24 protein-coding genes and 1 pseudogene are annotated in these 21,174 nt (G+C 41.2%); all 25 read left to right on the top strand.

Going from position 1 to position 21,174, the window contains the following annotated elements; translation table 11 throughout:
- The first annotated feature begins 257 nt into the window (after positions 1-257).
- The 25 genes and pseudogenes from K0778_RS20020 to K0778_RS19900 all read left to right on the top strand — a co-directional run bounded on the left by K0778_RS20020 (position 258) and on the right by K0778_RS19900 (position 21,032).
- Positions 258-557, top strand: a complete 300-nt coding sequence (locus K0778_RS20020) for a hypothetical protein (protein ID WP_000650309.1) — start codon at positions 258-260, stop codon at positions 555-557.
- Positions 558-647: 90 nt separating this feature from the next.
- Positions 648-998, top strand: coding sequence for a hypothetical protein (locus tag K0778_RS20015; RefSeq protein WP_000854259.1), 351 nt, complete (start codon positions 648-650; stop codon positions 996-998).
- Positions 999-1,302: 304 nt separating this feature from the next.
- Positions 1,303-1,551, top strand: a complete 249-nt coding sequence (locus K0778_RS20010; RefSeq protein WP_000520549.1) for a type II toxin-antitoxin system HicA family toxin — start codon at positions 1,303-1,305, stop codon at positions 1,549-1,551.
- Positions 1,548-1,895, top strand: coding sequence for a type II toxin-antitoxin system HicB family antitoxin (locus K0778_RS20005; RefSeq protein ID WP_000681613.1), 348 nt, complete (start codon positions 1,548-1,550; stop codon positions 1,893-1,895). The genes K0778_RS20010 and K0778_RS20005 overlap by 4 nt, the downstream gene beginning before the upstream one ends.
- Positions 1,896-2,255: 360 nt before the next feature.
- On the top strand, positions 2,256-2,759 hold the full coding sequence (taxA, locus tag K0778_RS20000) for a relaxosome-coupling protein TaxA (protein ID WP_000781813.1): 504 nt from the start codon (positions 2,256-2,258) through the stop codon (positions 2,757-2,759).
- 3 nt (positions 2,760-2,762) lie between these two features.
- Positions 2,763-3,992 carry a DNA relaxase/nickase TaxC gene (taxC, locus tag K0778_RS19995; protein ID WP_001329504.1) on the top strand — a complete coding sequence of 410 codons (1,230 nt, stop codon included), beginning with the start codon at positions 2,763-2,765 and terminating at the stop codon, positions 3,990-3,992.
- Between the two features lie 76 nt (positions 3,993-4,068).
- Positions 4,069-4,362 carry a sigma factor-like helix-turn-helix DNA-binding protein gene (locus tag K0778_RS19990; protein ID WP_060598542.1) on the top strand — a complete coding sequence of 98 codons (294 nt, stop codon included), beginning with the start codon at positions 4,069-4,071 and terminating at the stop codon, positions 4,360-4,362.
- The gene (locus K0778_RS19985) at positions 4,359-4,574 is read left to right on the top strand and encodes an EexN family lipoprotein (RefSeq protein ID WP_000760375.1); all 216 of its coding nucleotides are present in this window, start codon (positions 4,359-4,361) and stop codon (positions 4,572-4,574) included. The genes K0778_RS19990 and K0778_RS19985 overlap by 4 nt, the downstream gene beginning before the upstream one ends.
- 355 nt (positions 4,575-4,929) lie before the next feature.
- Entirely contained in the window at positions 4,930-5,550 is a 621-nt protein-coding gene (locus tag K0778_RS19980; RefSeq protein ID WP_000157549.1) for a lytic transglycosylase domain-containing protein, read from the top strand.
- A gap of 13 nt (positions 5,551-5,563) precedes the next feature.
- Positions 5,564-5,890, top strand: a complete 327-nt coding sequence (locus K0778_RS19975) for a TrbC/VirB2 family protein (RefSeq protein WP_000008647.1) — start codon at positions 5,564-5,566, stop codon at positions 5,888-5,890.
- Positions 5,891-5,908: 18 nt separating this feature from the next.
- Positions 5,909-8,656 (top strand): VirB4 family type IV secretion/conjugal transfer ATPase, encoded by a 2,748-nt coding sequence (locus tag K0778_RS19970; RefSeq protein ID WP_000105985.1) that lies wholly within the window; start codon positions 5,909-5,911, stop codon positions 8,654-8,656.
- Between the two features lie 11 nt (positions 8,657-8,667).
- Positions 8,668-9,384: a type IV secretion system protein gene (locus K0778_RS19965; RefSeq protein ID WP_000832283.1), complete on the top strand. Its 717-nt coding sequence runs from the start codon at positions 8,668-8,670 to the stop codon at positions 9,382-9,384.
- Positions 9,385-9,395: 11 nt separating this feature from the next.
- On the top strand, positions 9,396-10,490 hold the full coding sequence (locus tag K0778_RS19960; RefSeq protein ID WP_000046889.1) for a type IV secretion system protein: 1,095 nt from the start codon (positions 9,396-9,398) through the stop codon (positions 10,488-10,490).
- A gap of 514 nt (positions 10,491-11,004) precedes the next feature.
- The gene (locus K0778_RS19955; protein ID WP_001290765.1) at positions 11,005-11,691 is read left to right on the top strand and encodes a virB8 family protein; all 687 of its coding nucleotides are present in this window, start codon (positions 11,005-11,007) and stop codon (positions 11,689-11,691) included.
- Positions 11,688-12,596 (top strand): P-type conjugative transfer protein VirB9, encoded by a 909-nt coding sequence (gene virB9, locus K0778_RS19950; protein ID WP_001329500.1) that lies wholly within the window; start codon positions 11,688-11,690, stop codon positions 12,594-12,596. Before K0778_RS19955 ends, virB9 begins: the two co-directional genes overlap by 4 nt.
- Positions 12,589-13,707: a VirB10/TraB/TrbI family type IV secretion system protein gene (gene virB10, locus K0778_RS19945; RefSeq protein ID WP_000131271.1), complete on the top strand. Its 1,119-nt coding sequence runs from the start codon at positions 12,589-12,591 to the stop codon at positions 13,705-13,707. The genes virB9 and virB10 overlap by 8 nt, the downstream gene beginning before the upstream one ends.
- A 1-nt stretch (position 13,708) precedes the next feature.
- Positions 13,709-14,737, top strand: coding sequence for a P-type DNA transfer ATPase VirB11 (gene virB11, locus K0778_RS19940; protein WP_000017226.1), 1,029 nt, complete (start codon positions 13,709-13,711; stop codon positions 14,735-14,737).
- A complete protein-coding gene (taxB, locus tag K0778_RS19935; protein WP_170324155.1) occupies positions 14,724-16,586 on the top strand; it encodes a relaxosome-coupling protein TaxB in 1,863 nt (620 codons plus the stop codon). The genes virB11 and taxB overlap by 14 nt, the downstream gene beginning before the upstream one ends.
- 8 nt (positions 16,587-16,594) lie before the next feature.
- The gene (locus K0778_RS19930; protein WP_015059903.1) at positions 16,595-17,017 is read left to right on the top strand and encodes a cag pathogenicity island Cag12 family protein; all 423 of its coding nucleotides are present in this window, start codon (positions 16,595-16,597) and stop codon (positions 17,015-17,017) included.
- Positions 17,001-17,306, top strand: a complete 306-nt coding sequence (locus K0778_RS19925) for a TrbM/KikA/MpfK family conjugal transfer protein (RefSeq protein WP_001350475.1) — start codon at positions 17,001-17,003, stop codon at positions 17,304-17,306. Before K0778_RS19930 ends, K0778_RS19925 begins: the two co-directional genes overlap by 17 nt.
- Before the next feature lie 160 nt (positions 17,307-17,466).
- Positions 17,467-17,613: pseudogene (locus tag K0778_RS19920) on the top strand (ATP-binding protein); the annotation flags it as partial.
- Between the two features lie 3 nt (positions 17,614-17,616).
- Positions 17,617-18,189: a hypothetical protein gene (locus K0778_RS19915; RefSeq protein WP_001198960.1), complete on the top strand. Its 573-nt coding sequence runs from the start codon at positions 17,617-17,619 to the stop codon at positions 18,187-18,189.
- Between the two features lie 4 nt (positions 18,190-18,193).
- A complete protein-coding gene (locus tag K0778_RS19910) occupies positions 18,194-20,347 on the top strand; it encodes a type IA DNA topoisomerase (RefSeq protein WP_001235745.1) in 2,154 nt (717 codons plus the stop codon).
- A complete protein-coding gene (hha, locus tag K0778_RS19905) occupies positions 20,344-20,550 on the top strand; it encodes a hemolysin expression modulator Hha (protein ID WP_000850859.1) in 207 nt (68 codons plus the stop codon). Before K0778_RS19910 ends, hha begins: the two co-directional genes overlap by 4 nt.
- Before the next feature lie 17 nt (positions 20,551-20,567).
- Positions 20,568-21,032 carry an H-NS family nucleoid-associated regulatory protein gene (locus K0778_RS19900; RefSeq protein ID WP_001293134.1) on the top strand — a complete coding sequence of 155 codons (465 nt, stop codon included), beginning with the start codon at positions 20,568-20,570 and terminating at the stop codon, positions 21,030-21,032.
- Positions 21,033-21,174 lie beyond the last annotated feature (142 nt).

The raw sequence follows: 21,174 nt of genomic DNA, 5'->3' as shown, positions 1-21,174 counted from the left end.
TGAAGGGATGGCCTGTGCACCCTGGTACGTTCGTCAGCGGCTGCGCCGCGCTTCGGGGCGATGTGGCTCCTGTGCTGCCCTGGTATTTTCGTTCGCCCCTTCCATCCGCTTACGCGGATTAAAAAACGTGATAACAATCACTTATCGAGTAAAAAAACGGGAGAAAACTTGCAAATACGACTTAAAGGTCGTATTATTGTTTCATCGAAAGGGGAATGGCCCCTCTCACAATAGCCCAGCAGGGCAGGAGATTTAAAATGAAATGCTCATCTGTTTTTACTTCAACCACTAATCATGTTTTCACATTCGAACGAGTAACGCTTTGCACTATTATCCTTATGCATAAGGATACTGGACAACAGTATGTTGTCATATTTACTGATAACAATAAAATTCGTGACTATAAAGCCGGAATTGTTCCTCAGTTTGGCGAACTTAAGCAGAGTGATGTTGATTTAGTCCTTTTCTACAGGGACGAATATGAAAAATATTTTGATTCATTAAAAGATGGCGATGAATGCTTGAGTTTTAAAGATTTTATTGAGTGTCTTTGTTAAGCATTATGAATGCAGGGGCATCCCTGCATTTTCTGGAAATTTCAATATTGATTCTGAAATTGTCTATTAACATCAATGCAAGGGAAATTCATGAAAACGTTAAAACAAGCCGCAATGCAGTTTGCATCTGATCTGCGTAATAATCGCTGTTTTAAAGCTGCTTATAATGATGCTCTGTTAGAGCTTGATCGGGAAGATTTAAACGCCATTGTACAATGCACATTTCTTTTTGAGCCAAAACGAACATTAGCCGAACTTGATAAATTAATTAAAAAGATAGAAGTAGAAGAAGATTATGAGTTTTGTGTATCCCTTGATAAAGGTAAAGGATTACACGAAGTCAGAACATTTAAAAGTGAGCGTGAGGCGTTGGATGCTTATCGCATTTTGACTCTTTACGGATACACAGTAACTATAGAAAAGAAGGAGGGTAATGACTGACTATTCAAGGTGTGATCAGGTTGTTCCACCAACCTGATCACGTTATCGACAATCAAAACTGAATGAGGTTTTTAAATGTCAACGCGGCAGATCGTACAGCTTGCTGATTCCCTTGTCAAAGGCTGGGAAACCAGAATTCCGGCAATGAAATTTAGCGAATGGGATCAATTCCGGTGGTGGTTAAACTACTTGCAAGGGTATGAAATGTTTTAAATAAAAAAAGGGGCTTTCTGCCCCTTTGTATTTTTTGACAAAAATGCCATGTGTAACTATAATTAGTTGCATATCTATAGGGGATGGATTTATGGGGAAAACAGATAAGCTACTGGCAAAGTTTTTAAACAGTAAAAAAACGTTTGAATGGGATGAACTGGTCGTTTTGTTTTCCTCTTTGGGATATGTCAAAAAGGAAATGCAGGGGTCAAGAGTGCGGTTTTTCAATGCTGAAATCAATCACACCATATTAATGCATCGTCCACATCCGGAAAGTTATATCAAAGGTGGTACGCTGAAAGCAATTAAACAGAATCTGAAAGAGGCTGGATTATTATGAAACATTTAAAATATAAAGGATATTTAGGCACGGTTGAACCCGATTTTGAAAATAATGTCCTGTATGGAAAACTGGCGTTTATTCGGGACCTGGTAACTTATGAGGCTTCTACATTAGCTGAACTGGAACAGGAGTTTAAAACATCTGTTGATCTGTATTTACAGTCTTGTGTGGAGGATGGAAAGGAACCTGATACCCCGTTTAAAGGCGTGTTTAACGTCAGGCTTGATCCAGAACTGCATCGTCGGGTAGCAGAAATGGCGATGGAAGAAGATTTATCGTTGAATGCCTTTGTTAATAAGGCTCTGGAAAAAGAAGTCAGCAATCATCGCGCAGGGGCTTAATTGCCCTTGTTTTTATGCCCTGTAAGGGCATGGGAGGCGCTTTGCGCCGGAAGCCCCGCAGCGCAGCGAGGACTTAAAAAGCGTTACGGCTTCAGCCGTAACAATTCCCAGCCCTGCCAGGCCTGTTTTTTCTTTCACAAATCTTTCAGCTATACGTTTGCCTGATGGTCGAAGACGAAAGAATCTTTCAGCAACGAAATCTGGACATATGCAGCGACGATTTTATAGCCAGGCACAGTGCCACATATGGTACAATCAATGCAGGATAGACAATCCGATGTCAAATGTTAACATTTGAATCAGATTGTCCAAAAACGATGTTTTTGCCTGTGCCTGCCGCAGGCTCTGTTGGGGTGACTTATGAAGATGATAGCGTTCAGGCTAAGTGATGATGAGTTAAAATTTGCAGAACATAACGCTATTTTAAGTGGATTTACCAGTATCAATGCTTTTGCTAAGCATAACGTGCTTAATATTGAAACCAAGCCTGTTAACATCCCAGTTAATAATGAACCAGCAAAGCTGGTATCAGTGCGTCTTTACCCTCATGAAATAGAACTTGTTAAACGTAATGCTGCTCTTCACGGCATGAGCATGAGCAGAGAAATTGCTATTCGTGTGCGTCAGTCTTTGTTAAAGAGTGAAGTCTGTCTTTACCCTGATGAAGTTAAGGAACTTAAAAAACTATCAACTGCTGTAGATCGTGTTGGTCGCAACATTCATTTTATCATAAAAGGTGAAAGATTCTGTACGGTTAACGATCCAGATTTCAGAAAAGACGTTATTGAAGTGATTGAACTGTGTAAGCAAATTGATTCAAAACTTGAAACGTTAACCAAGAGTGTTGTTAACAGATTTGGGTGATTTATGGGTGTGTATGTAGAACAGGAATACCGTATTAAACGCGCTAAAGGGACTGGGCGTGATCCGAAATCTCCTAAGTTATCGGGAAGACATATACATGCCAGTAAATCGGCTTTTAATCATAAAGTCAGACATGGTGCGGACAAGAAAGCATATACCTGGACACCTACAAAAGAAGTCACTTTTAAAATCACTGGCTCAGGTAAAACAGCCGCAGGCATCAAAAATGGTATTGATTACATTACCCGTAATGGTGAACTTGAGGCTTACTGTTATGATGGAAAAGGTTCAGAGCAAACAGGGAAAGGAGAAGACTTTAATAGGGAGTTTACTTCAACTTTATCTAAAGGAAATGATTACTCCAGGACATATCGTGGAGAAAACATCGATCATGTGAAAAACATGGTCTTTTCACCACCACCAGAAGCTGGAGTAAGCAGGGAAGACGCTCTGAAAGCTACGGTAGAATTTCTTAAAGAGACTTATCCAAACCATGCTTTCGTTGCCGTATACCATGATGATAAAGAAGATCATCCTCATGTACATGTTAATATTAAACTTCGTGATGAAGAAACAGGAAGAAGATTAAGACTTACTAAATCTGAAACCAGGAAGTTCAGAAACGGTTTTCATAGAAAACTGAAAGGTATGGGATATGATGTTACCGCTACCTGGAAAAAAGATCCCGAACGTAAACGGGAGATTGAGCGATTACAGGCTGAAAATCCGAAAAGACTCCGGAATGTTTACAAGGTGGTGGATTTTGGGGAGACTTCATATCAGAATAAGGCAGGGGAAAAACGAACACCTTTCCTCACTTATGAAACTTTAAAAGGTGGAAAACAGGTTACGATTTGGGGTAAAGACCTGAAAAATCATTTCGAGTCTGAAAAGCTCCAGCCAGGAACGCTTATCAAAGTAAAAAAACTGGCTCCTACGCTTGTACGTAGTCCAATGTTTAATGATGATGGAACTGTTGCAGGCTACAGGGAAACGCATCGCAATAACTGGCAGATTGAAAATATTGCCCTTGAGCGGAACAGAGAACGTCAGGTTCATGAGCGTGAAACCAGGCAGCCGGAAGAGAGCGACGTTAAAAAGCAGCTATCCAGAAAACATGAGCAAGGTCACAATATCGGGTTTGCTCTTGAACACGGGTTTACAAAGGATTCAGAAGAACATAAAAAACTAAGAATACAGCAAGAGAGGAACTGGAAAGGCCTGGGATTTTAATTTGATTTTGGCGCAGGTGAACAAAGCGGCTACTTTGCTCACCTGCTGATCACAACAACCTACGAGGGAGGTTATCATGACTGAGCATGATGCTATCTGCATTTCTGGACTTCATCAAATTTTTAGTGATGAAGAACATTTGAGTGAGCAACAAAAAGACATTATTCTGATGTACGCTTATGGCTATACCCTGAATGAAATTGCTGATTTCAAAGGACTAAAGCCTTCAACTGTCAGAAAATATCTCGATTCTGTAAGAGCTGAACTGGGAGGTGTCTCGTTGGCAGGGATCAGAACACTGGTACTCATTCGGACTAATGCCCTTCTCGTGTCAAGTCTTTCCAGGATCAGTGAGAGGGGGAATTTATGAAAAAATATCTGCTTTTTGCTTTGCCGTTCTTCGTTGTTGGTTGTAGTGAAGAAGTAAAAAGTGTGGATTGGTGGGGGCAGCATCTTACGGAAGCTAAACAAAAGCAGGCAGAGTGTGAGAAGTCTGGCTCTGATTCTCAGAACTGTAAGAATGTTAAACAAGCATTGTTTATTCAGTCTCAGAAGGATGCTCCAGTCCCTACATTCGATTAACTAATGTTTCAATCATACTAGAGCGCCCATATGGGCGCTTTTTTTTGCATGATCACACGAATCATAATATGACCATTTTGTCAATGTTATTTGATCGTATTGTTGAGCATTGTTATTTTGCGAATCATGTTCGCATCTAAAACAAATCCAAAACACACTTATAGTGGATTGATTAAATGAAGGAGAAATCAGATAAGTCATCGGAAAAAGGGGTTTATGTCACGATAAAACTCGATCCCAGGTTGAATGCATTTATCGAAGAGAAAACGAAAACATCTTTGCTTAGTAAGAGGAAGCAAATTATTTACTTATTAATGCAGAGTATGCGTATTGATGGATATATGGAGCGTTAGCTATGGCGTCTTTATTCCCAGCCTTGTTGCTGTGTGCGGCGTCAGTTCATCCGGATACGATAAATGATATTGCACGGGTCGAGAGTGGCTTCAATCCTTATGCTGTGGCTGAAATTATTCCTGAAAGGGAACGCGGTAGCTATGGCAAAAGTGTTATCAGTCATATGCCCAAAAGTAAGGAGGAAGCTCTAACAGTTATCAGAGAAATTGAAAACAGAAAAAGACGTTATTCTGTCGGATTGATGCAGATTACCAGCAGTAATTTTTCTTTTTATTCCACGTCCGCAGAAAAACTCCTTGATTCGTGTGAAAACTTGTCTGTTTTCGAAAAGATTATCGTGGATTGTTATAAACGAGGGAGGAGCCTGGAGAATGCGCTTAGTTGTTACTATACAGGAAATTTTAGTAACGGTAAGCGAAAAGAAAAAGAATTTAATAATACAAGTTATGTTGAGCGAATTGGTTATACAGGGAACGAAAAAAAATATGTTGTACCAGGTACAAGAAGCAACGGGGGAGAACAGCGAAAAAATCGTTCACACAATGCGTCAGTTATCTGGCCCGAAACCATTCTGAAATCTGCTTTTGTTGATAACTCACATCCAACAAAAGTTATTAATTAACAGGACTTATAAAATGTCATTTAAGAAATCAGTATGTAATCGTATCAGTTCATCTGTCACTGCTGTAATGCAGCGTAAAAATAAGGTAGTTATGGCAGTCGCCGGGGCAACAGTTGCATCACCGGCCTTTGCGGATGGATTTTCAAAAGCGGAAACACTGCTGGAAAAGGTTAAAACAGGGCTTAGTGGCCTTTCACTGGTCACGGTGACTATTGCCTGTCTGTGGGTCGGCTACAAGGTTCTGTTTGGTGGAAGCACGATTCGTGAATGCTCACCTATCATCATCGGGGCAATTGTTATCGCCAGTGCGGCTGAAGTTGCATCAATGATGGTTAACTAATAAAGCGGGGACGATAGTATGTCTACACTTTATAAAGCGATGACACGCCCTGCTATGTATGTGGGTGTTCCTGTCGTCCCTCTTACTGTGGTTGCAGGGGCGTTATTTCTGGCGGGGGTTTATATCAGCAAGCTGATCTGGCTGGCTATTCCTGTCGCGGTTTTTGTTCTCAGAATGATCACTAAACAGGACGACCACATTTTTAACCTTTACTTTCTTAAGCTGAAAATGCTCGGAAACTCAGTGTGTAATCGTTTTTTTGGCGCACGAGCGTTCCTCTCCGGACAATATGAAGCTGTTGAAATTGATGAGTTTGTTAATGCCATGAAACTGAATGAGCGAATCACTACTGGTAAATATATACCCTATTCAAGCCATGTTGATAAAAATATTGTCAAAACAAAGAACGGTGATTATGTAGCGACATGGCAACTGATGGGGATTAACTTTGAGTCAATCTCTGCGGAGATGTTAGAAACTATTGACTCACAGGTTGCCACTCTTGTTCGTTCATTTTCCGGACTGCCCGTTTCATTTTATAACCATTCATGCAGGGCGAGTTTTTATGATGCCTTTACCACAAAATCAGGTAATAAATATGCTGATATAATATCAGATTGTTACTATGGTTCGATGAAGAAAAATAAATTCAAGGGGAACACTCTTTACTTTACGCTGATCTACAGACCAGATGGGCGTGTAGAAAAACTGGAAAAACGCAAAAAAAGTATTAAAGAAAAGAAAGATGATATTAACATTCATGTGAAGAGAATGAATGAAATGATTAATACATTCTCTGGCGCTCTTGATAAATTTACCTGTAAACTTCTTGGTATGTATGAGGAGAACGGAAAGGTATTTTCTTCTCAACTGTCATTCTATAATTATCTTCTGACAGGGAAGTTGCAAAAAATCAGAGTCACTGATTCTCCGGTGTATAACGTTCTTGGTGGAGTGGATGTATTTTTTAATCATGATACCGGACAGATATGCCGCATTGATGGAAATAAATTCTTTCGTTCTATTGAAATTAAAGATTTCTGTAGTGAGACTGCATCCGGTGTTTTTGATGTGCTCCAGTATTCTGATGCTGACTATATTATTACGCATTCATATACATCCATGAGCAAATCAGAAGCATTGAGTACCATTAAACGTGCGGAAAAACAGTTAAAGAGTACAGAAGATGATGCGGTTACTCAATTGCAGGAACTGGAAAAGGCAAAAAATGATATTGTGTCCGGTGATATATCCTTTGGTTACTACCATTTCACGCTAATGGTAATGGCGGACAGTATCAGGGAGCTTGACGAATCTGTAAGTAAAATTACGGCAGACTTTACTGACCTGGGCATTATTCCGGCATTGTCAACCATGTCATTGCCAGCGGCATATTTTGCCCAACTTCCGGCGGTTTTTCATTTAAGGCCGCGTTTATCTCCGGTATCGAATGTAAATTTTGTTGAACTGGCATCATTCCATAATTTCTACCAGGGGAAACGCGATAAAAACTGCTGGACAGAAGCGGTTGCTATTCTCAAAACACCAAGCAAACAGGCGTATTATCTGAATTTACATAACTCAGTACTGTTTAAAGATGAAACAGGTGAAAAGAATCTTGCTAATACTAAAGTTATAGGAACGGCGGGTTCAGGTAAGACAATGTTTCTGTCATATCTTGCCTGTTCATTACAGAAATACAATAACCCCGAAACTTTTGCTGATTCTGCAAAAAATAAGAAGTTAACGTGTGTCTTTCTTGATAAGGACAGAGGGGCTGAATTATGTATCCGAATGCTTGGTGGGGAATATTACACCGTAAAAAGCGGTGAGCCGACAGGATGGAATCCTTTTGCTCTGGAGGCAACAAAACGTAACCGTATTTTTGTCAAGCAACTGATGGAGATTCTGTGTACCAGAAATGGTGAAAGATTATCGACAAGAGAAAGATTGCTTATTAGCGAAAGTGTTGATGCTGTGATGGATTTTCCTCCTGGCGAAATGCGGGAATATGGCATTACCAGAATGCTTGAGCATCTTATGCAGAGAGATGATCGGGATGAGCAGGAGAACGGGATTATCCTTCGTTTGTCCCAATGGGCTAATGGTCAGGCTCATGGCTGGGTTTTTGATAATGCTAAAGACACATTCAATATTCAGCATGTCAATAATTTTGGCATTGATGGCACCGAGTTTCTTGATGATCCGATGGTATGTGCACCAATTACTTTCTATCTGCTGTATCGCATTACGCAGCTTCTGGACGGTCGGCGTCTTGTTATCTTCCTGGATGAGTTCTGGAAATGGCTACAGGATGAAGCATTCAGCGACTTTGTCTATAACAAGCTGAAAACAATTCGTAAGCTGAACGGGCTGGTTATTCCGGCAACTCAGTCTCCGGATGAAATACTGAAGAATAAGATTTCACGGGCTGTGGTTGAAGTATGCAGCACCAGTATTTATCTGGCTAACCCTGATGCCGATTACAATGATTATGTGGAAGGGCTTAAGCTGACACCAGAAGAATTTAATATTGTTAAAAATCTTGATCCAATGTCGAGACAGTTCCTGATTAAAAAAAGCAGTCTTAAAAAGGGGGATGGTAAATCATTTTCAGCACTTGCGACACTCGATTTATCGGGACTTGGTGGATATCTGAAAATATTGTCTGCCAGTGCAGATAATCTGGAAATTTTTGAAAGTATTTATCATGAAGGAATGGAGCCTGATGACTGGGTTCCTGAATATCTCGAACGGGCAATCTGACAGGTGAATTTATGAAACGTGTAAAAACATTGATGCTGATATCATTATTGACGGCTTCATTTTATAGTAGCGCAGGAATTCCGGTTGCTATTGATGCCAGTCCGGAATGGGCTGTTGAAGCCGCAAGATGGACAGAACGACTCAAACAATGGTCCGAAACTGCGCAACATTATCAGAGTCAGATTCAGGCATATAAAGACCAGTTAGCCACGGCAACAGGTATAAGGAATATTGCGGCATTCACAAATGAACTAAGTAATCTACAATCAGAACTGACAAATATTTATAAGCAGGGGAACAGTTATATTTCTGATTTTACCAGTAATCCCGAAGGTGCATTGAGCAGCCAGGCTAAAAATCTGTTCAGCAAGTATGGAGCCTTCGATATGTGTAATACGGGCTATGAACGTAATGATAATCTCTGTAAAGCACGGATTGTGTCAACGGCTGCCAGTATTGAACAGGGAAATGAGATCAATAAGCAGTTATCAAGTGCAATGTCTCAGATTCAGAGTTTAAGTAGCCGAATTGAGGCTTCAAAGGATATCAAAGAATCCCAGGATTTGGCTAACGCATTACAGGCGCAGTCGTTAAAAATGCAGGCGATAAAAATGCAGTATGATGTCTGGAATAATAAAAATAAAGCAGATCATGAGATGTTGGTCACACAAGAACAAGAGGCCTTTATTAAACAGCAGAAAGAAGCTGAACCATTAACTTTTGATTAAAAGGTGGATATATGGCTCAGGGGTTTTTCGTTAAATATAATTCTACCGTTATGGATTCGGTAGATAAAATCAGCTCCAGTTATCAAACACAATTTGCTAATGATATTATGTCGTTAGCAACGGTATCGGTTACGTTATATGTACTATGGAAAGGATATCAAATACTTGCCAGTAAAACTCAGACGCCCTTGCAGGATTTAGTATGGGATCTATCAAAATTTGCAATCATAATCATGTTTATAACTAATGCGGATGGGTATTTAACTGCGGCTACTGATGCGTTGCAAGGCATGAAAGATGGTTTTTCTGGAGGGGTGAGTGTCTGGCAAACTTTAGATAACTTATGGAAAAGTACGCAAAATCTTGGTGCGGAAATATACTCTTTAGATAAATCAACATATGTTAAAGATCAAGGTGTAGTTGGTCAGTTTTTAATATGGACTGGCTCGCTTATTTTAATGGCTGTTAGTGTGGTTGTTTTTTTAACAGCAGATGTAACGATGAAACTCCTGATTATTACAGCACCGATATTTATCTTTTGTCTCATGTTTGGTTTTATTCGGAGCATGTTTAATAATTGGTTACAATCGTTATTCTCCAGTATTCTGACAGTTCTATTTGCCAGTTTAGTGATTCGGATAGCAATGGATTTTCAAGGGATGATCCTTTCCCATGCTATTCGTGCTGCACAAACAGGGAATGTAAATCTTGTATCTACAGGTGCTATGGGCTTTATGGCTGGGTTTTTGGGGGCTTTATTGGTTCTTATAGCTAAAGGTTTTGCTGTCCAGTTAGCAGGTGCAGGTGTTGAAGGTGCTGTTCAGGGCGCAGCCATGATGGGGCTGGGTGCTGCTGGTATGGCTACTGGTAAGTCTCTGATGCTTGGCGGTCGTGCTGGTTTAGGTTTTGGCTTAGGGATGGCCGGAAGAACGGGCATGAATTCTTTATCAGGGAAAGCAGGGAATCTGATGGGGCGTGGTGCGCGAACAGCCGCTGAATGGGCGGGTGAAAAGGGATATCAGGCGCTGGCTCCGACAGGTGCTTTGGGGATGAAGGCGAGAAGACTTGCATCCCTGGAAAAAGCACGAGCGAGGAACGCCGCATGAAAATAATGAAACGTTTTTTTTATGTGATGTCCCTGAACTGGATACTGGTGTTCGTTGATAAACATATCACCTCCGGATGGAGCAGGAAGAGAAAGCTAATAACCCAGCTTGTTATTTTAATCACGGGAATTACCTTATTTAAGGTCTTAGGTGGAATCAGTCAGAGCTGGTTGTGACATGCTTCATTATTTTGTCATGATACTTTATTTTGTCCTAATCCTTCTTTTAGGAGTGTTTACCTGCTTCGCAGGAATAAGACTTGGTTTAGGGCTTGCGGGGAAATGGAGAAAGGGTATGGATCTTCGCTTTTTGCTTCTTATTGGTGGGATTCTTTTTCTTCATCTTGGCCTTTATCTCTTAAAGGTGTTCGTGAACGCTTAATAAGGTGAATTTATGCGATGTGTGATTCTTTTGTTTTTCCTGTTTCAGATTTCCGGATGTACCACAAGGAATAACCTTCCTTCTGATGTTTCCGGCGAACTGGAACCCATTAACCACAGCCAGGTAATCAGTTATGAGTGAAAAAATCGAAAAGAAGATTGAGACAGCTAAATCCTTCGAAAGACAACTCTATGCAGAAAATGAACGGTCTAAGAAAAATGCATGGCGTGTTGCAGTGGCAGCATCATTACTGTCCTTATGTCTTGGGGCTGCAATTTGTGTTCTTGTGCCATTAAAAGAAAAAGAGCTTGCTATTGTGGCTGTTGGCGAAAAAACAGGCCGTACAGAACTGATTACTCAGGTTAAACAGGAAAAGATCCTGCAATCTGAAGCACTTGGGCGGTATTTTGTAAACACGTATATTACTTTACGTGAAGGTTATAATTATCCGTCTCTTCAGTATGATTATGAGACTGTACAGCTATATAGCTCGAATACAGTAAAGGACGATTATCTTCGTCTGTATAACAGCGATATGGCTCCTGATAAAATTTATCATAATAACGGTTCTTACGTTGCGGTTGAGGTCATCTCCAATATTATTTCTGACGCAACCGCGCCAGATAAACTGGCCTCTGTGCGCTTTAAAAAAACGACGAGAAACTTCACGACCGGACAGGTTTCAGTTTCATACTGGACGGCTCGTGTGACATATCGTTTTGAACCAGAAAAGTCGGTTAAAAGTTCCAGTCGTGAGCTTAATCCTCTCGGTTTTACTGTAACCAGTTACCAGACAGATCGGGAAGTCAGGGGGGAATGATGAAGAAATTATTTATTGCTACATGTTTATTGCTTCCTGGGCTTGTGTATTCAGCAGCGACTCCGTTACCTTCTGGATTTGATGCAAGGATGCAGACTGTGAGTTATAACGGTGCGAATACGACCGTTATCCGGTCAAAGACAGGATTTCTCACATCAGTTGTTTTTGATGAAGGTGAGGCTGTTATCAGTGCAAAGGCTGGTTTTCCTGCCGGATGGGAAATCACAACCGATGATAATGTTGTTTACATCAATCCGCGTCCCGTTGTTCAGGAACAGGAAGGCGATGAAGGCGAAAAACTGAAAAAGGTTTTCCAGCCAACAGAAAAGGAATGGGATACGAATCTTTTTGTCAGAACAACAAAGCGGATTTACAGTCTGGATCTAATCCTTCTGTCAGAAGAAAAACAAGCGCAACCTGCTTATGTTGTACAATTCCGCTATCCATCAGAAATAGCGAAAAAGAATGCAGAAGAAGTAAGGCTGGCAAAAGAAAAACAGGAAAAACTCAGACAGAAGAAACTGATTTCTGAAAGTTTTGAAAAAGCCGATGCGCCTAAAAACTGGAATTATTTCATGCGAGTCAATGAAAAATATGACAGTCGTCGTATCGCCCCTGATTTTGCTTATGATAATGGCATATTTACCTTTTTAGGTTTTAACTCAGGGAAAGTATTCCCAGCTCCATTTGCTGTAAGAGATGGTCAGGAACAGACACTTGCTTTTAATGTGGAAACAAAAGGCAAGTATAAAATTATGGTTATCCACAACGTTAATGACAAATTTGTTTTACGCTATGGAAACAGCGTTGTTGGTGTTGTGAATAAATCTTTCGGAAAAGTATTAACCGACCAGAGGAATACATCTTCTCCTGCGGTAGAACGTGTTGAGGTGAATAATGACTGATATGAAAAAAACAGATGATTTAGTTGATGATGCGAATCAGTCAAAGCTGGAAAGTAAACCCGTTCATGATATCGGTGATATCAGGAACAAAAATAATCGTATGCGTTCTGGCTTTCTGTTTGGTCTGATGGCTGTATTAGTTATTGGTATTTTTGCGCTGAAAACATATAAAAATTATTTTGCAGATGACCAGCAGAAAGCATCAGAATCAACAGGCGATACCAGCATTTCTCAGGTAAGTAAAATCCGTACTGGTCTTGGTCAGAATTTTGACCCTGTTGAGAACAAAGCAATTATCAATCCAGGCGCTACTGGTTCTGGTAATACTGTTTCTGACGGTCATAAAGAAGTGCCACAGGAGGGGTTCAGGAAATATTTGTCAATACCTGTTGCTGGTCAGGGAGGGAGTCAGACTGGCGCGAGTGGCAGCAGCAGGACATCGCAGACATCAGAGCCACAGGAAGAAAGGAAAGAATCAAAAGAAAATGTGCCTGGTAAATCAGGAATGAAAGTAACTGCGATTAATCTCGATCCTGATCTCTATATTGAGGAAAACAGGCTTATACCGTGTGCTTTAACCACACGCTTTGTTTCTGATGTTGCAGGTCGTATCAGTTGTGTTTTTACAGAAGATGTATGGAGTGCTAATCACCACACAAAATTACTGGAACAGGGAACTAAGGCTTTTGGTCGTTACCAGACCGGAACGCTGAATCATGGACAGGGCAGAATGTTCGTTATGTGGGAGCAGTTGCGGACGCCTGATAATAAACGAATCGATATGGTAAATACAGCAGCAGCTGGTCCCCTGGGAGAAGCGGGCATTGATGGATGGATCGATTCTCACTTCTGGGAGCGTTTTGGTGGTTCTCTTATGCTCAGTATGGTTCAGGATGTAGCGGCGGCGGCGGCGGATAATGCACCTGGTAAAGATCGTAATGTGGATTATACCGAAAACTCACGACAGGCAATGGCTGAAATGGCTAAAGTCGCACTTGAGAATTCGATAAATATTCCTCCAACAATGTATAAAAACCAGGGTGACATAATCACTATTATGGTCGGGGAAGACATTGATTTTTCTGATATCTATGAGTTAAAGGTAAAATAGTATGAGTGGCGTTATTCCTGTCAGCATTAGCAATAAATCGCTCGATTTTTATAAAAATCAAGTATTCCAGTCTTTTCTTGATATTGAAGGGCTAACAGAAATTGCTGTCAACCGTCCTGGTGAAATCTGGACGGAAATTAATGGTGACTGGACATTCCATAATAATGACAGTGTGACCTTTGATTTTTGTAAACGTTTTTCTCATACGCTGGCATCATTTCGGGGAGATGAAATCGGCGAGACCAAGCCATTACTTTCAGCAACACTGGAATCAGGAGAACGTGTACAGGTCGTTTTTCCTCCTGCATGTGAGAGAAATACTATTTCAATCACTATACGTAAACCATCGACACGGCAGATAACACATAAAGAATATGTGGCGAACGGTTTTTATGATTATGTCCAGTCAGGAAAAAAACACAGGACATACGATGATGAGCTTCTTGATTTATTCAGAGCGAGAAATATCGCTGCTTTTATGGAGCTTGCCGTAGCAGCAGGGAAAACCATTGTATTTGCCGGAGCAACGGGTTCCGGTAAAACAACTTATATGAAGAGTCTTATCGATTTCATACCATTGAATACACGGCTGATTACGATTGAAGATGCAGAGGAAATCAAATTTTTTATCCATAAAAATTATGTGCATCTTTTTTACCCTTCGGAATCCGGCAGTGATTCCGGCTCTATCATAACAGCAGCGAAATTAATCAAATCCTGTTTGAGGATGAAACCTGACAGAATTTTACTGGCGGAAATTAAAGGTGGCGATGCCTGGGATTTTGTGAAAGTTGCTGGTTCTGGTCACAGTGGAAGCATGACGTCCATTCACGCGGCCTCGGCAAAAGATGCCATCATTCAGATGGTGACAAAATGTTATCAGAACAGAGAATGTCAGAATCTTCCTTTTGATGTTCTTCGTAAAATCATTATGGACAGTATTGATATTGTTGTTCATGTAGGCAGGGATGGTGTTGTCAGGCATATGAGCGACATCTATTACAAAGGGGCTGAATGTGAAAACTTTTAATAAGTCGCAATCTGTTTTTATATTCGCTGTTATGCTTGTTGCGGCATGGTTTGCAGGTTCATTTATTTTCTTTGTGCTTTACTTCAGCCAGATAAAGAATCTGAAACCATTGAAGGCTGTGTTCAGATCCATTGATGCGTACAGGATGGATATTTTTACAGACAGCCTTACTTTATCTGTTGTGACTACGGATATCAGAGTTTTAGCCTTTGTTGCACTTGGAGCAGGATTTGTCGTGTCTCTTATCATCCCTGTTGCGGCGTTGATAAAACTGAACGAGAAGAAAGAAAATATTTTCGGTGATGCGCGATTTGCAACAATTAATGATATTCGTGAGTCTAACAGTTTCACGCTTGACGGTGACGAAAAAGACGGGATTATCGTTGGTATAAAAGACAAGAAAATCATACGCTATGTGGGAGCAGCATTCAGTGCTATGGGAGCCGGAACAAGGGCTGGTAAAGGTGCTGGTATAGTCATCACTAATCTTATGAAGTACTGGTGGAGTGTTATTATTCTCGATCCAAAAAGGGAGTGTTTTAATATCACCAGTCTTATCAGGAAGGTGATTTTAGGTCATGAGGTTTATAAATTTGATCCCTTTAGTTCGGTAACGCACCGCTTTAACCCTTTGTATTATGTCAGCATGGGAACGAGTGAAGGTTTTAATCAGCTTGAAAATCTTTCGTTGATTATTTACCCCTATAAGACAGATGGTGCGGATGCTGGTAGCTATCTTAATAAGACGGCGGGTGGTGTTTTTAAATCTTATGCTGTCGCTTTATGGTTTATGATTAAGAATGATAAGGCTGGACTAAAAACGCTTGATATTGAGCCTGTCTTCTCAATGTCTAAAATTAATCAGCTTTTTGAGCGTGCAGAACCCGAACATCTTCTTTCATTCATGAATGATATTCGTTCAGAATTAAGGGGGAAAGACAAAACGCTTGCTGATATTGGTGTCGCTGGCCTTAAGGCATTCATTGAGATGGAGGATAAAACAAAAGCACAACTCAAAAGCAACTTTCTTAATGGATTATCACCGTTTGCTAACCCCAATGTGGCAAATGCTACTGATGGAAATGATTTTGATTTGCGGCAGGTGCGGAAAAAGCGGATGACAATTTATTTCTGTATTTCTGGTGATAATGCCAGGTTGGCTGAAAAAATAACAAATATTTTCTTTCAGCTTGCTATACAGGTGAATCTTGAAAAGATGCCAACGGATGATCCGGAAATAAAGCATGACTGCCTTTTTCTACTGGATGAATTCCCGTCAATTGGTGCTGTAGATTACATCAAGAGTAAATCTGGTCTCATTGCTGGTTACAAGCTGAAATTGTTGATTGTTTACCAGGTCGGCTCTCAGCTTGAGGAAATCTACAGTTATGCAGGCAGTAAAACATTACTGGCAAGTGCACCCTGCAAAATTGTTTATTCCGCTTCTGATGTTAAAGATGCGCGGGAGTTATCAGAAGCGATGGGGACACGAACAGTAACTATCGGTTCGAAAAGCAAAAGTCGTAGTCGTGGAGGAACATCGAGATCTGAATCAGAAAGCCTTATTGAGCGTCCACTGGTAACAACAAATGAACTACTTACACTGAAATTTAGTGAAGAAATCCTGGCAATGAAGGGAGAAAACCCGATTCGTTGTGAAAAGGCATTCTACTATCTCAATGAGTATTTCTTTGGTGACTTTGTGAAGGTTGCTCCGGAACTTGCAAACATTTTCCCCAGGAAGAAAGGAAAGCTGGTTATGCCTCCACAGAAAGTATTTGAAAATGAAATCGTCGCAAAAGGGTATCTGGTAGTAAAAGATGTTCCTGATCTCGATAAAGCGGCATAAAGGAGAACATGATGAAGAAGTTAGTGTTTTTATTGATTTCCATTCTTGCTGGTTGTTCATCACCGCCAGAGCCAACACCCGTGCAGTTTGAAAAGGCAAATGAAGTGATCAATCCCTCATTGCCATATGTCCCCGATTTTCACGGTGTCATAAAGTCAGACGTTAGCGGTAAAGGATGGGTTTATGAGATCACTTCCTTATCCGGAGTACAGGCCAGAACGCCGACGTTTTATTACGCTCTGGCTCATGCGGACAGGATTGTAGTGACAACACATGATGCTGGGCTGTGGTTTCGAATCAGAGATCTGTTGAAGATGGAAGGGGCAACAGCAGTCGTGGAATGGCGAAACGAGAAAAGTTTTTTACCTGAACAGGTAAAAATAGTTTTCATTAAAGCACAAAATGAGGTGAAAAATGACTGGAAAAAATAGAGTGGTTTTACCAGCCTTGCTGGCGTTAGGATTAATATCAACAAATGCTAATGCATCTGACCCTTGCGCTTCGGTACTTTGCTTATATGGAAAAGCAGTCGGGCAAGGTGGAGGGAGTGAATGCAGAAGTGCTGAAAAGGATTTTTTTAATATTCTGAAAAAGAAAAAAGGAAGCATTCGCTGGAGTAAAACTTTTGATGCCCGTAAAGCATTTCTGAATCAGTGTTCAACGGCTGATCCTGCTGCTATATCAAAAATCATGAGTAAGTTTGGTCGTGTCAGAGGTTAATTAAAACCTGATAACCGCGCCAACGGGTATCAGGGTACTGCAAGTATCACATTTCGCGCCAACGAAATGTGATGATTAGTTACAATCACTGAGGTTAGAAATGAAAGTAACCAAATCTATTATAGCTATTTTATTGTGCTTATCTGCTGGTAGTGCATAAGTGGATGTAATAAAAAATGCTCGTGCCTTTTTGAAAGGAACCCTCGATCTGAGCGTTCAGGAAGCAGATGAAGATATAGAGGAAAGGGAAGAACTTTATAAAAAGAACGGGGCACAACCTGACTATTTAAGTTACCTGGAGGATTAACACATGCAATATGCATTGTTTGATGGATTTGAACGAAAGTTTTTGCTGGATGCTCTTGAATTCGGTGTTCTGAAGGACTGGAAAGAAAATCCGGTAAAAGAACTTCCTGATATTGATGAATCTGCTCACCCCTTCCATATCTGTTATGGTGGATATTTATTAAACCCTGGTGTTTCAGATTCAGATATTAGCAGAAAAATAAAAGACCAGGCAGGATTCTGGCTGGCAGCTATTGATGATACCCGCATGGATTGTCATTCAATAGCTTATTATGATATTCACACACTCCCTCTGATTTCGTGTGGTCATCAAAAGATAGTTCCTTTTGCCGCGTTAATAAAAGCTGATGAATGCATCATTTCAAAAATTGCTTCGTATTCTGGTTTTGCTGTAACAGCCTTTTTGAGAATTAAAGAGTGGGATATTGCAACTAATATACTTAACCGTGAGGGAATTTTTGCCTTTAATGGCTGTGAGCGCAGATTCAGAGTAGTAAGTAAAGATAACTGGCAACATACAGTATCGGAAGAACGCGCTATCCGTTGTGCCAAAAGATTAATTCAATGTAAAGGATAACAAAATGAGACTTTTTATCGCAGAAAAACCCGCAGTAGCAAATGATATTGTTAAGGCACTTGGTGGCAATTTTACCCGCCATGATGGCTGGTTTGAAAGTGATAACGCCATTGTGACTAACTGTTTTGGTCATATTATCGAATCACAACCGCCGGAAAACTATAATCCTGAATACAAAGCCTGGAAGGTTGAAACGCTTCCTTTACGTCTTTATCCCGTGAAGTATCAGCCTGTTGAAAGTGCAGCAAAACAGGTTAAAACGATTCTCGAACTTATCAGACGTGGAGACGTGACTGAAATTGTTCACGCTGGCGATCCTGATGATGAGGGACAGCTACTGGTTGATGAAGTCCTGGAATATGCAGGCAACACAAAACCCGTAAAGCGCGTTCTGATTAACGACAACACGCTTCCGGCAGTGAAAAAGGCACTGGCAAATCTTAAAGACAATCGTGATTTCAAAGGACTTTACCTTAAGGCGTTGGCGCGGTCAGTTGCCGATGCCGTCTATGGCTTCTCTATGACACGTGCGTACACCATTCCGGCAAAAGCCAGAGGATATCAGGGCGTTCTGTCTGTCGGGCGCGTCCAGACTCCCGTTCTTGGCCTGATTGTGAATCGTACCCGTGCTAACCAGAACCATAAATCCAGTTTTTACTACACCATGACCGGAGTCTTTCAGCGTGGTGCTGATGTTATCAGGGCGAACTGGAAGCCAGGGGAATTTGCTCCGCTGACAGACCGTAAATTACTTGATAAAGCGTGGGCAGACGGAACGGCTGCATCCCTTGCAGGAAAACCGGCTACAGTTGAAGCAGCAGCAACTGATGATAAAAAAACGGCTGCGCCGTTGCCGTTTAATCTGGTCAGACTCCAGCAATACATGAACAAGAAGTTTAAAATGACGGCACAAAAAACGCTGGATATTACGCAACAACTACGCGAAAAATATAAAGCAATTACGTATAACCGCTCTGACTGCTCATATCTTTCAGATGAACAATTCAGCGAAGCGCCGCAGGTTATCGATGCCCTGAAATCAGTCTTTCCTCAGTCGCTGGATATTGATTCTGCACGTAAAAGCAAAGCGTTTAACAGTGCAAAGGTGACTGCGCATACTGCGATAATCCCGACCGCCAGTGTGCCTGATGTTAACGCACTCAGCACCGACGAGCGCAATGTTTACCTGGCGATCGCACAACACTATCTTGTTCAGTTCATGCCTGAAAAAGCATACCAGGAAGTATCGGTTGCCATTCAGTGTGGTGATGAGTCGTTCTATGCCCGTGCCAGAAAAACAACTGACAGCGGATTTGAGGCGTTTCTTGGCGCGGAAACCACAGACGAAGGTGAATCAGAAGATAATGATGATTCCGCTTTTGAACTGCTCTGTAAAATTCGCACAGGAGAAACACTGACGACAAAAGAAGTTATTGTTAATGAGAAGAAAACAACACCGCCGCCGTTATTCACCGAAGCCTCCTTGCTTGCTGCGCTTGTTCGTGTCGCGGATTTTGTCACTGATCCAACAATTAAAAAATTGTTGAAGGATAAGGATAAAGACAAAAAAGATGAACATGGTGGCATTGGTACGCCAGCTACCCGCGCAGCCATTCTGGAAACGCTGAAGAAAAGAAACTATATCACGCTGGAAAAAGGGAAACTTATTCCTACTGATACCGGATATGCGCTTATTGATGCCCTGCCTGGTATAGCGGTTAATCCTGATATGACAGCATTATGGTCTGAAAAGCAGGCTGCCATAGAAAATGGCGACCTGACGGTTGAACAGTTTATTAATGATCTGTACGGTGAACTGACAGGCATGATTTCTGATGTTGACCTGGGCGAGATGAAGATTGAACCCGCTGCGCCAGCAGGGCAGTTTCAACGCCTGGACTCTCCCTGCCCTTCCTGTGGTAAACATATTGTTATCAGGCCGAAAGGTTATTTCTGTACCGGATGTGAATTTAAAATCTGGAGTGAGTTTTCTGGTAAGAAAATCACCCAGGCACAGGCCGAAAAACTGGTTAAATCAGGGAAAACCGATTTGATTAAGGGATTTAAAAAGAAAAGTGGTGGAACGTATGATACAGTTCTTGTCCTTGAGGATAAGAAAACAGGGAAGCTGGGTTTTCCGGCAAGGGCTAAGAAGTGAAAACAAAGCAGGAATGGCTTTTTCAGTTAAGAAAATGTACATCAAGAGATACTCTTGAAAAAGTTATTGAGATTAACCGTTACAAACTGCCTTTATCAGAATCAGAGGCATTTTATTCTGCCGCAGATCATCGCCGAGCAGAACTGGTGATGAATAAACTTTATGATAAGGTGCCTTCCGGCGTCTGGAAGTACGTACACTAAATAAGAGGATTAATTATATGAGCGAACTGACTAAAGAAGATGAATACGGCATTATCAGCCGTACTATGATGAATATTCGTTCATTGCGTGTTTTTGCCCGTGAGATTGATTTTGAGCAGTTGCTCGAAATGCAGGAAAAGCTCAACGTTGTTATTGAAGAACGTCGTGAAGATGCTGAACGTGAAGCGGCTGAACGCCAGGAACTTGAAGCCAAACGTCAGCAGGCCATTGAATACATCATATCTTTAGGTCTTGATCCCGAATCACTCCTTGCTCCTGTAACAGCAGATACAGTAAAAACCAGGCGGAAAGCCAAAGGCGGAGTAAGAAAGGCTAAATACCGCTTTAAGGATGAAAATGGCGAGATCAGAGAATGGTCTGGTAATGGCAAGCGTCCGCTTGCTTTACAGAAGCTGCTTGATGAGGGGCATTTCATGGAAGATTTCCTCATTGAGAAAACTAAGCCGGAACAGGCAGAATAACCCGCCAAGTATACATCACACAGGGCACTGTTGCAAATAGTCGGTGGTGATAAACTTATCATCCCCTTTTGCTGATGGAGCTGCACATGAACCCATTCAAAGGCCGGCATTTTCAGCGTGACATCATTCTGTGGGCCGTACG

Origin of the sequence: Escherichia sp. XD33 (assembly GCF_019375075.1) — a bacterium.
Classification (GTDB): domain Bacteria; phylum Pseudomonadota; class Gammaproteobacteria; order Enterobacterales; family Enterobacteriaceae; genus Enterobacter; species Enterobacter flexneri_A.
This window is presented reverse-complemented; position numbering and strand designations above follow the sequence as displayed.

Coding starts and splice junctions, on each gene's coding strand:
- K0778_RS20010 (WP_000520549.1), top strand. CDS start 1,303: ATGGGGAAAACAGATAAGCTACTGGCAAAGTTTTTAAACAGTAAAAAA.
- K0778_RS19980 (WP_000157549.1), top strand. CDS start 4,930: ATGGCGTCTTTATTCCCAGCCTTGTTGCTGTGTGCGGCGTCAGTTCAT.
- K0778_RS19930 (WP_015059903.1), top strand. CDS start 16,595: ATGATGAAGAAGTTAGTGTTTTTATTGATTTCCATTCTTGCTGGTTGT.
- K0778_RS19915 (WP_001198960.1), top strand. CDS start 17,617: ATGCAATATGCATTGTTTGATGGATTTGAACGAAAGTTTTTGCTGGAT.
- K0778_RS19910 (WP_001235745.1), top strand. CDS start 18,194: ATGAGACTTTTTATCGCAGAAAAACCCGCAGTAGCAAATGATATTGTT.
- K0778_RS19990 (WP_060598542.1), top strand. CDS start 4,069: ATGACTGAGCATGATGCTATCTGCATTTCTGGACTTCATCAAATTTTT.
- K0778_RS19900 (WP_001293134.1), top strand. CDS start 20,568: ATGAGCGAACTGACTAAAGAAGATGAATACGGCATTATCAGCCGTACT.
- virB11 (WP_000017226.1), top strand. CDS start 13,709: ATGAGTGGCGTTATTCCTGTCAGCATTAGCAATAAATCGCTCGATTTT.
- K0778_RS19975 (WP_000008647.1), top strand. CDS start 5,564: ATGTCATTTAAGAAATCAGTATGTAATCGTATCAGTTCATCTGTCACT.
- K0778_RS19960 (WP_000046889.1), top strand. CDS start 9,396: ATGGCTCAGGGGTTTTTCGTTAAATATAATTCTACCGTTATGGATTCG.
- K0778_RS19965 (WP_000832283.1), top strand. CDS start 8,668: ATGAAACGTGTAAAAACATTGATGCTGATATCATTATTGACGGCTTCA.
- taxC (WP_001329504.1), top strand. CDS start 2,763: ATGGGTGTGTATGTAGAACAGGAATACCGTATTAAACGCGCTAAAGGG.
- K0778_RS19925 (WP_001350475.1), top strand. CDS start 17,001: ATGACTGGAAAAAATAGAGTGGTTTTACCAGCCTTGCTGGCGTTAGGA.
- K0778_RS19985 (WP_000760375.1), top strand. CDS start 4,359: ATGAAAAAATATCTGCTTTTTGCTTTGCCGTTCTTCGTTGTTGGTTGT.
- taxA (WP_000781813.1), top strand. CDS start 2,256: ATGAAGATGATAGCGTTCAGGCTAAGTGATGATGAGTTAAAATTTGCA.
- K0778_RS19955 (WP_001290765.1), top strand. CDS start 11,005: ATGAGTGAAAAAATCGAAAAGAAGATTGAGACAGCTAAATCCTTCGAA.
- K0778_RS20015 (WP_000854259.1), top strand. CDS start 648: ATGAAAACGTTAAAACAAGCCGCAATGCAGTTTGCATCTGATCTGCGT.
- K0778_RS20005 (WP_000681613.1), top strand. CDS start 1,548: ATGAAACATTTAAAATATAAAGGATATTTAGGCACGGTTGAACCCGAT.
- K0778_RS19970 (WP_000105985.1), top strand. CDS start 5,909: ATGTCTACACTTTATAAAGCGATGACACGCCCTGCTATGTATGTGGGT.
- virB10 (WP_000131271.1), top strand. CDS start 12,589: ATGACTGATATGAAAAAAACAGATGATTTAGTTGATGATGCGAATCAG.
- virB9 (WP_001329500.1), top strand. CDS start 11,688: ATGATGAAGAAATTATTTATTGCTACATGTTTATTGCTTCCTGGGCTT.
- K0778_RS20020 (WP_000650309.1), top strand. CDS start 258: ATGAAATGCTCATCTGTTTTTACTTCAACCACTAATCATGTTTTCACA.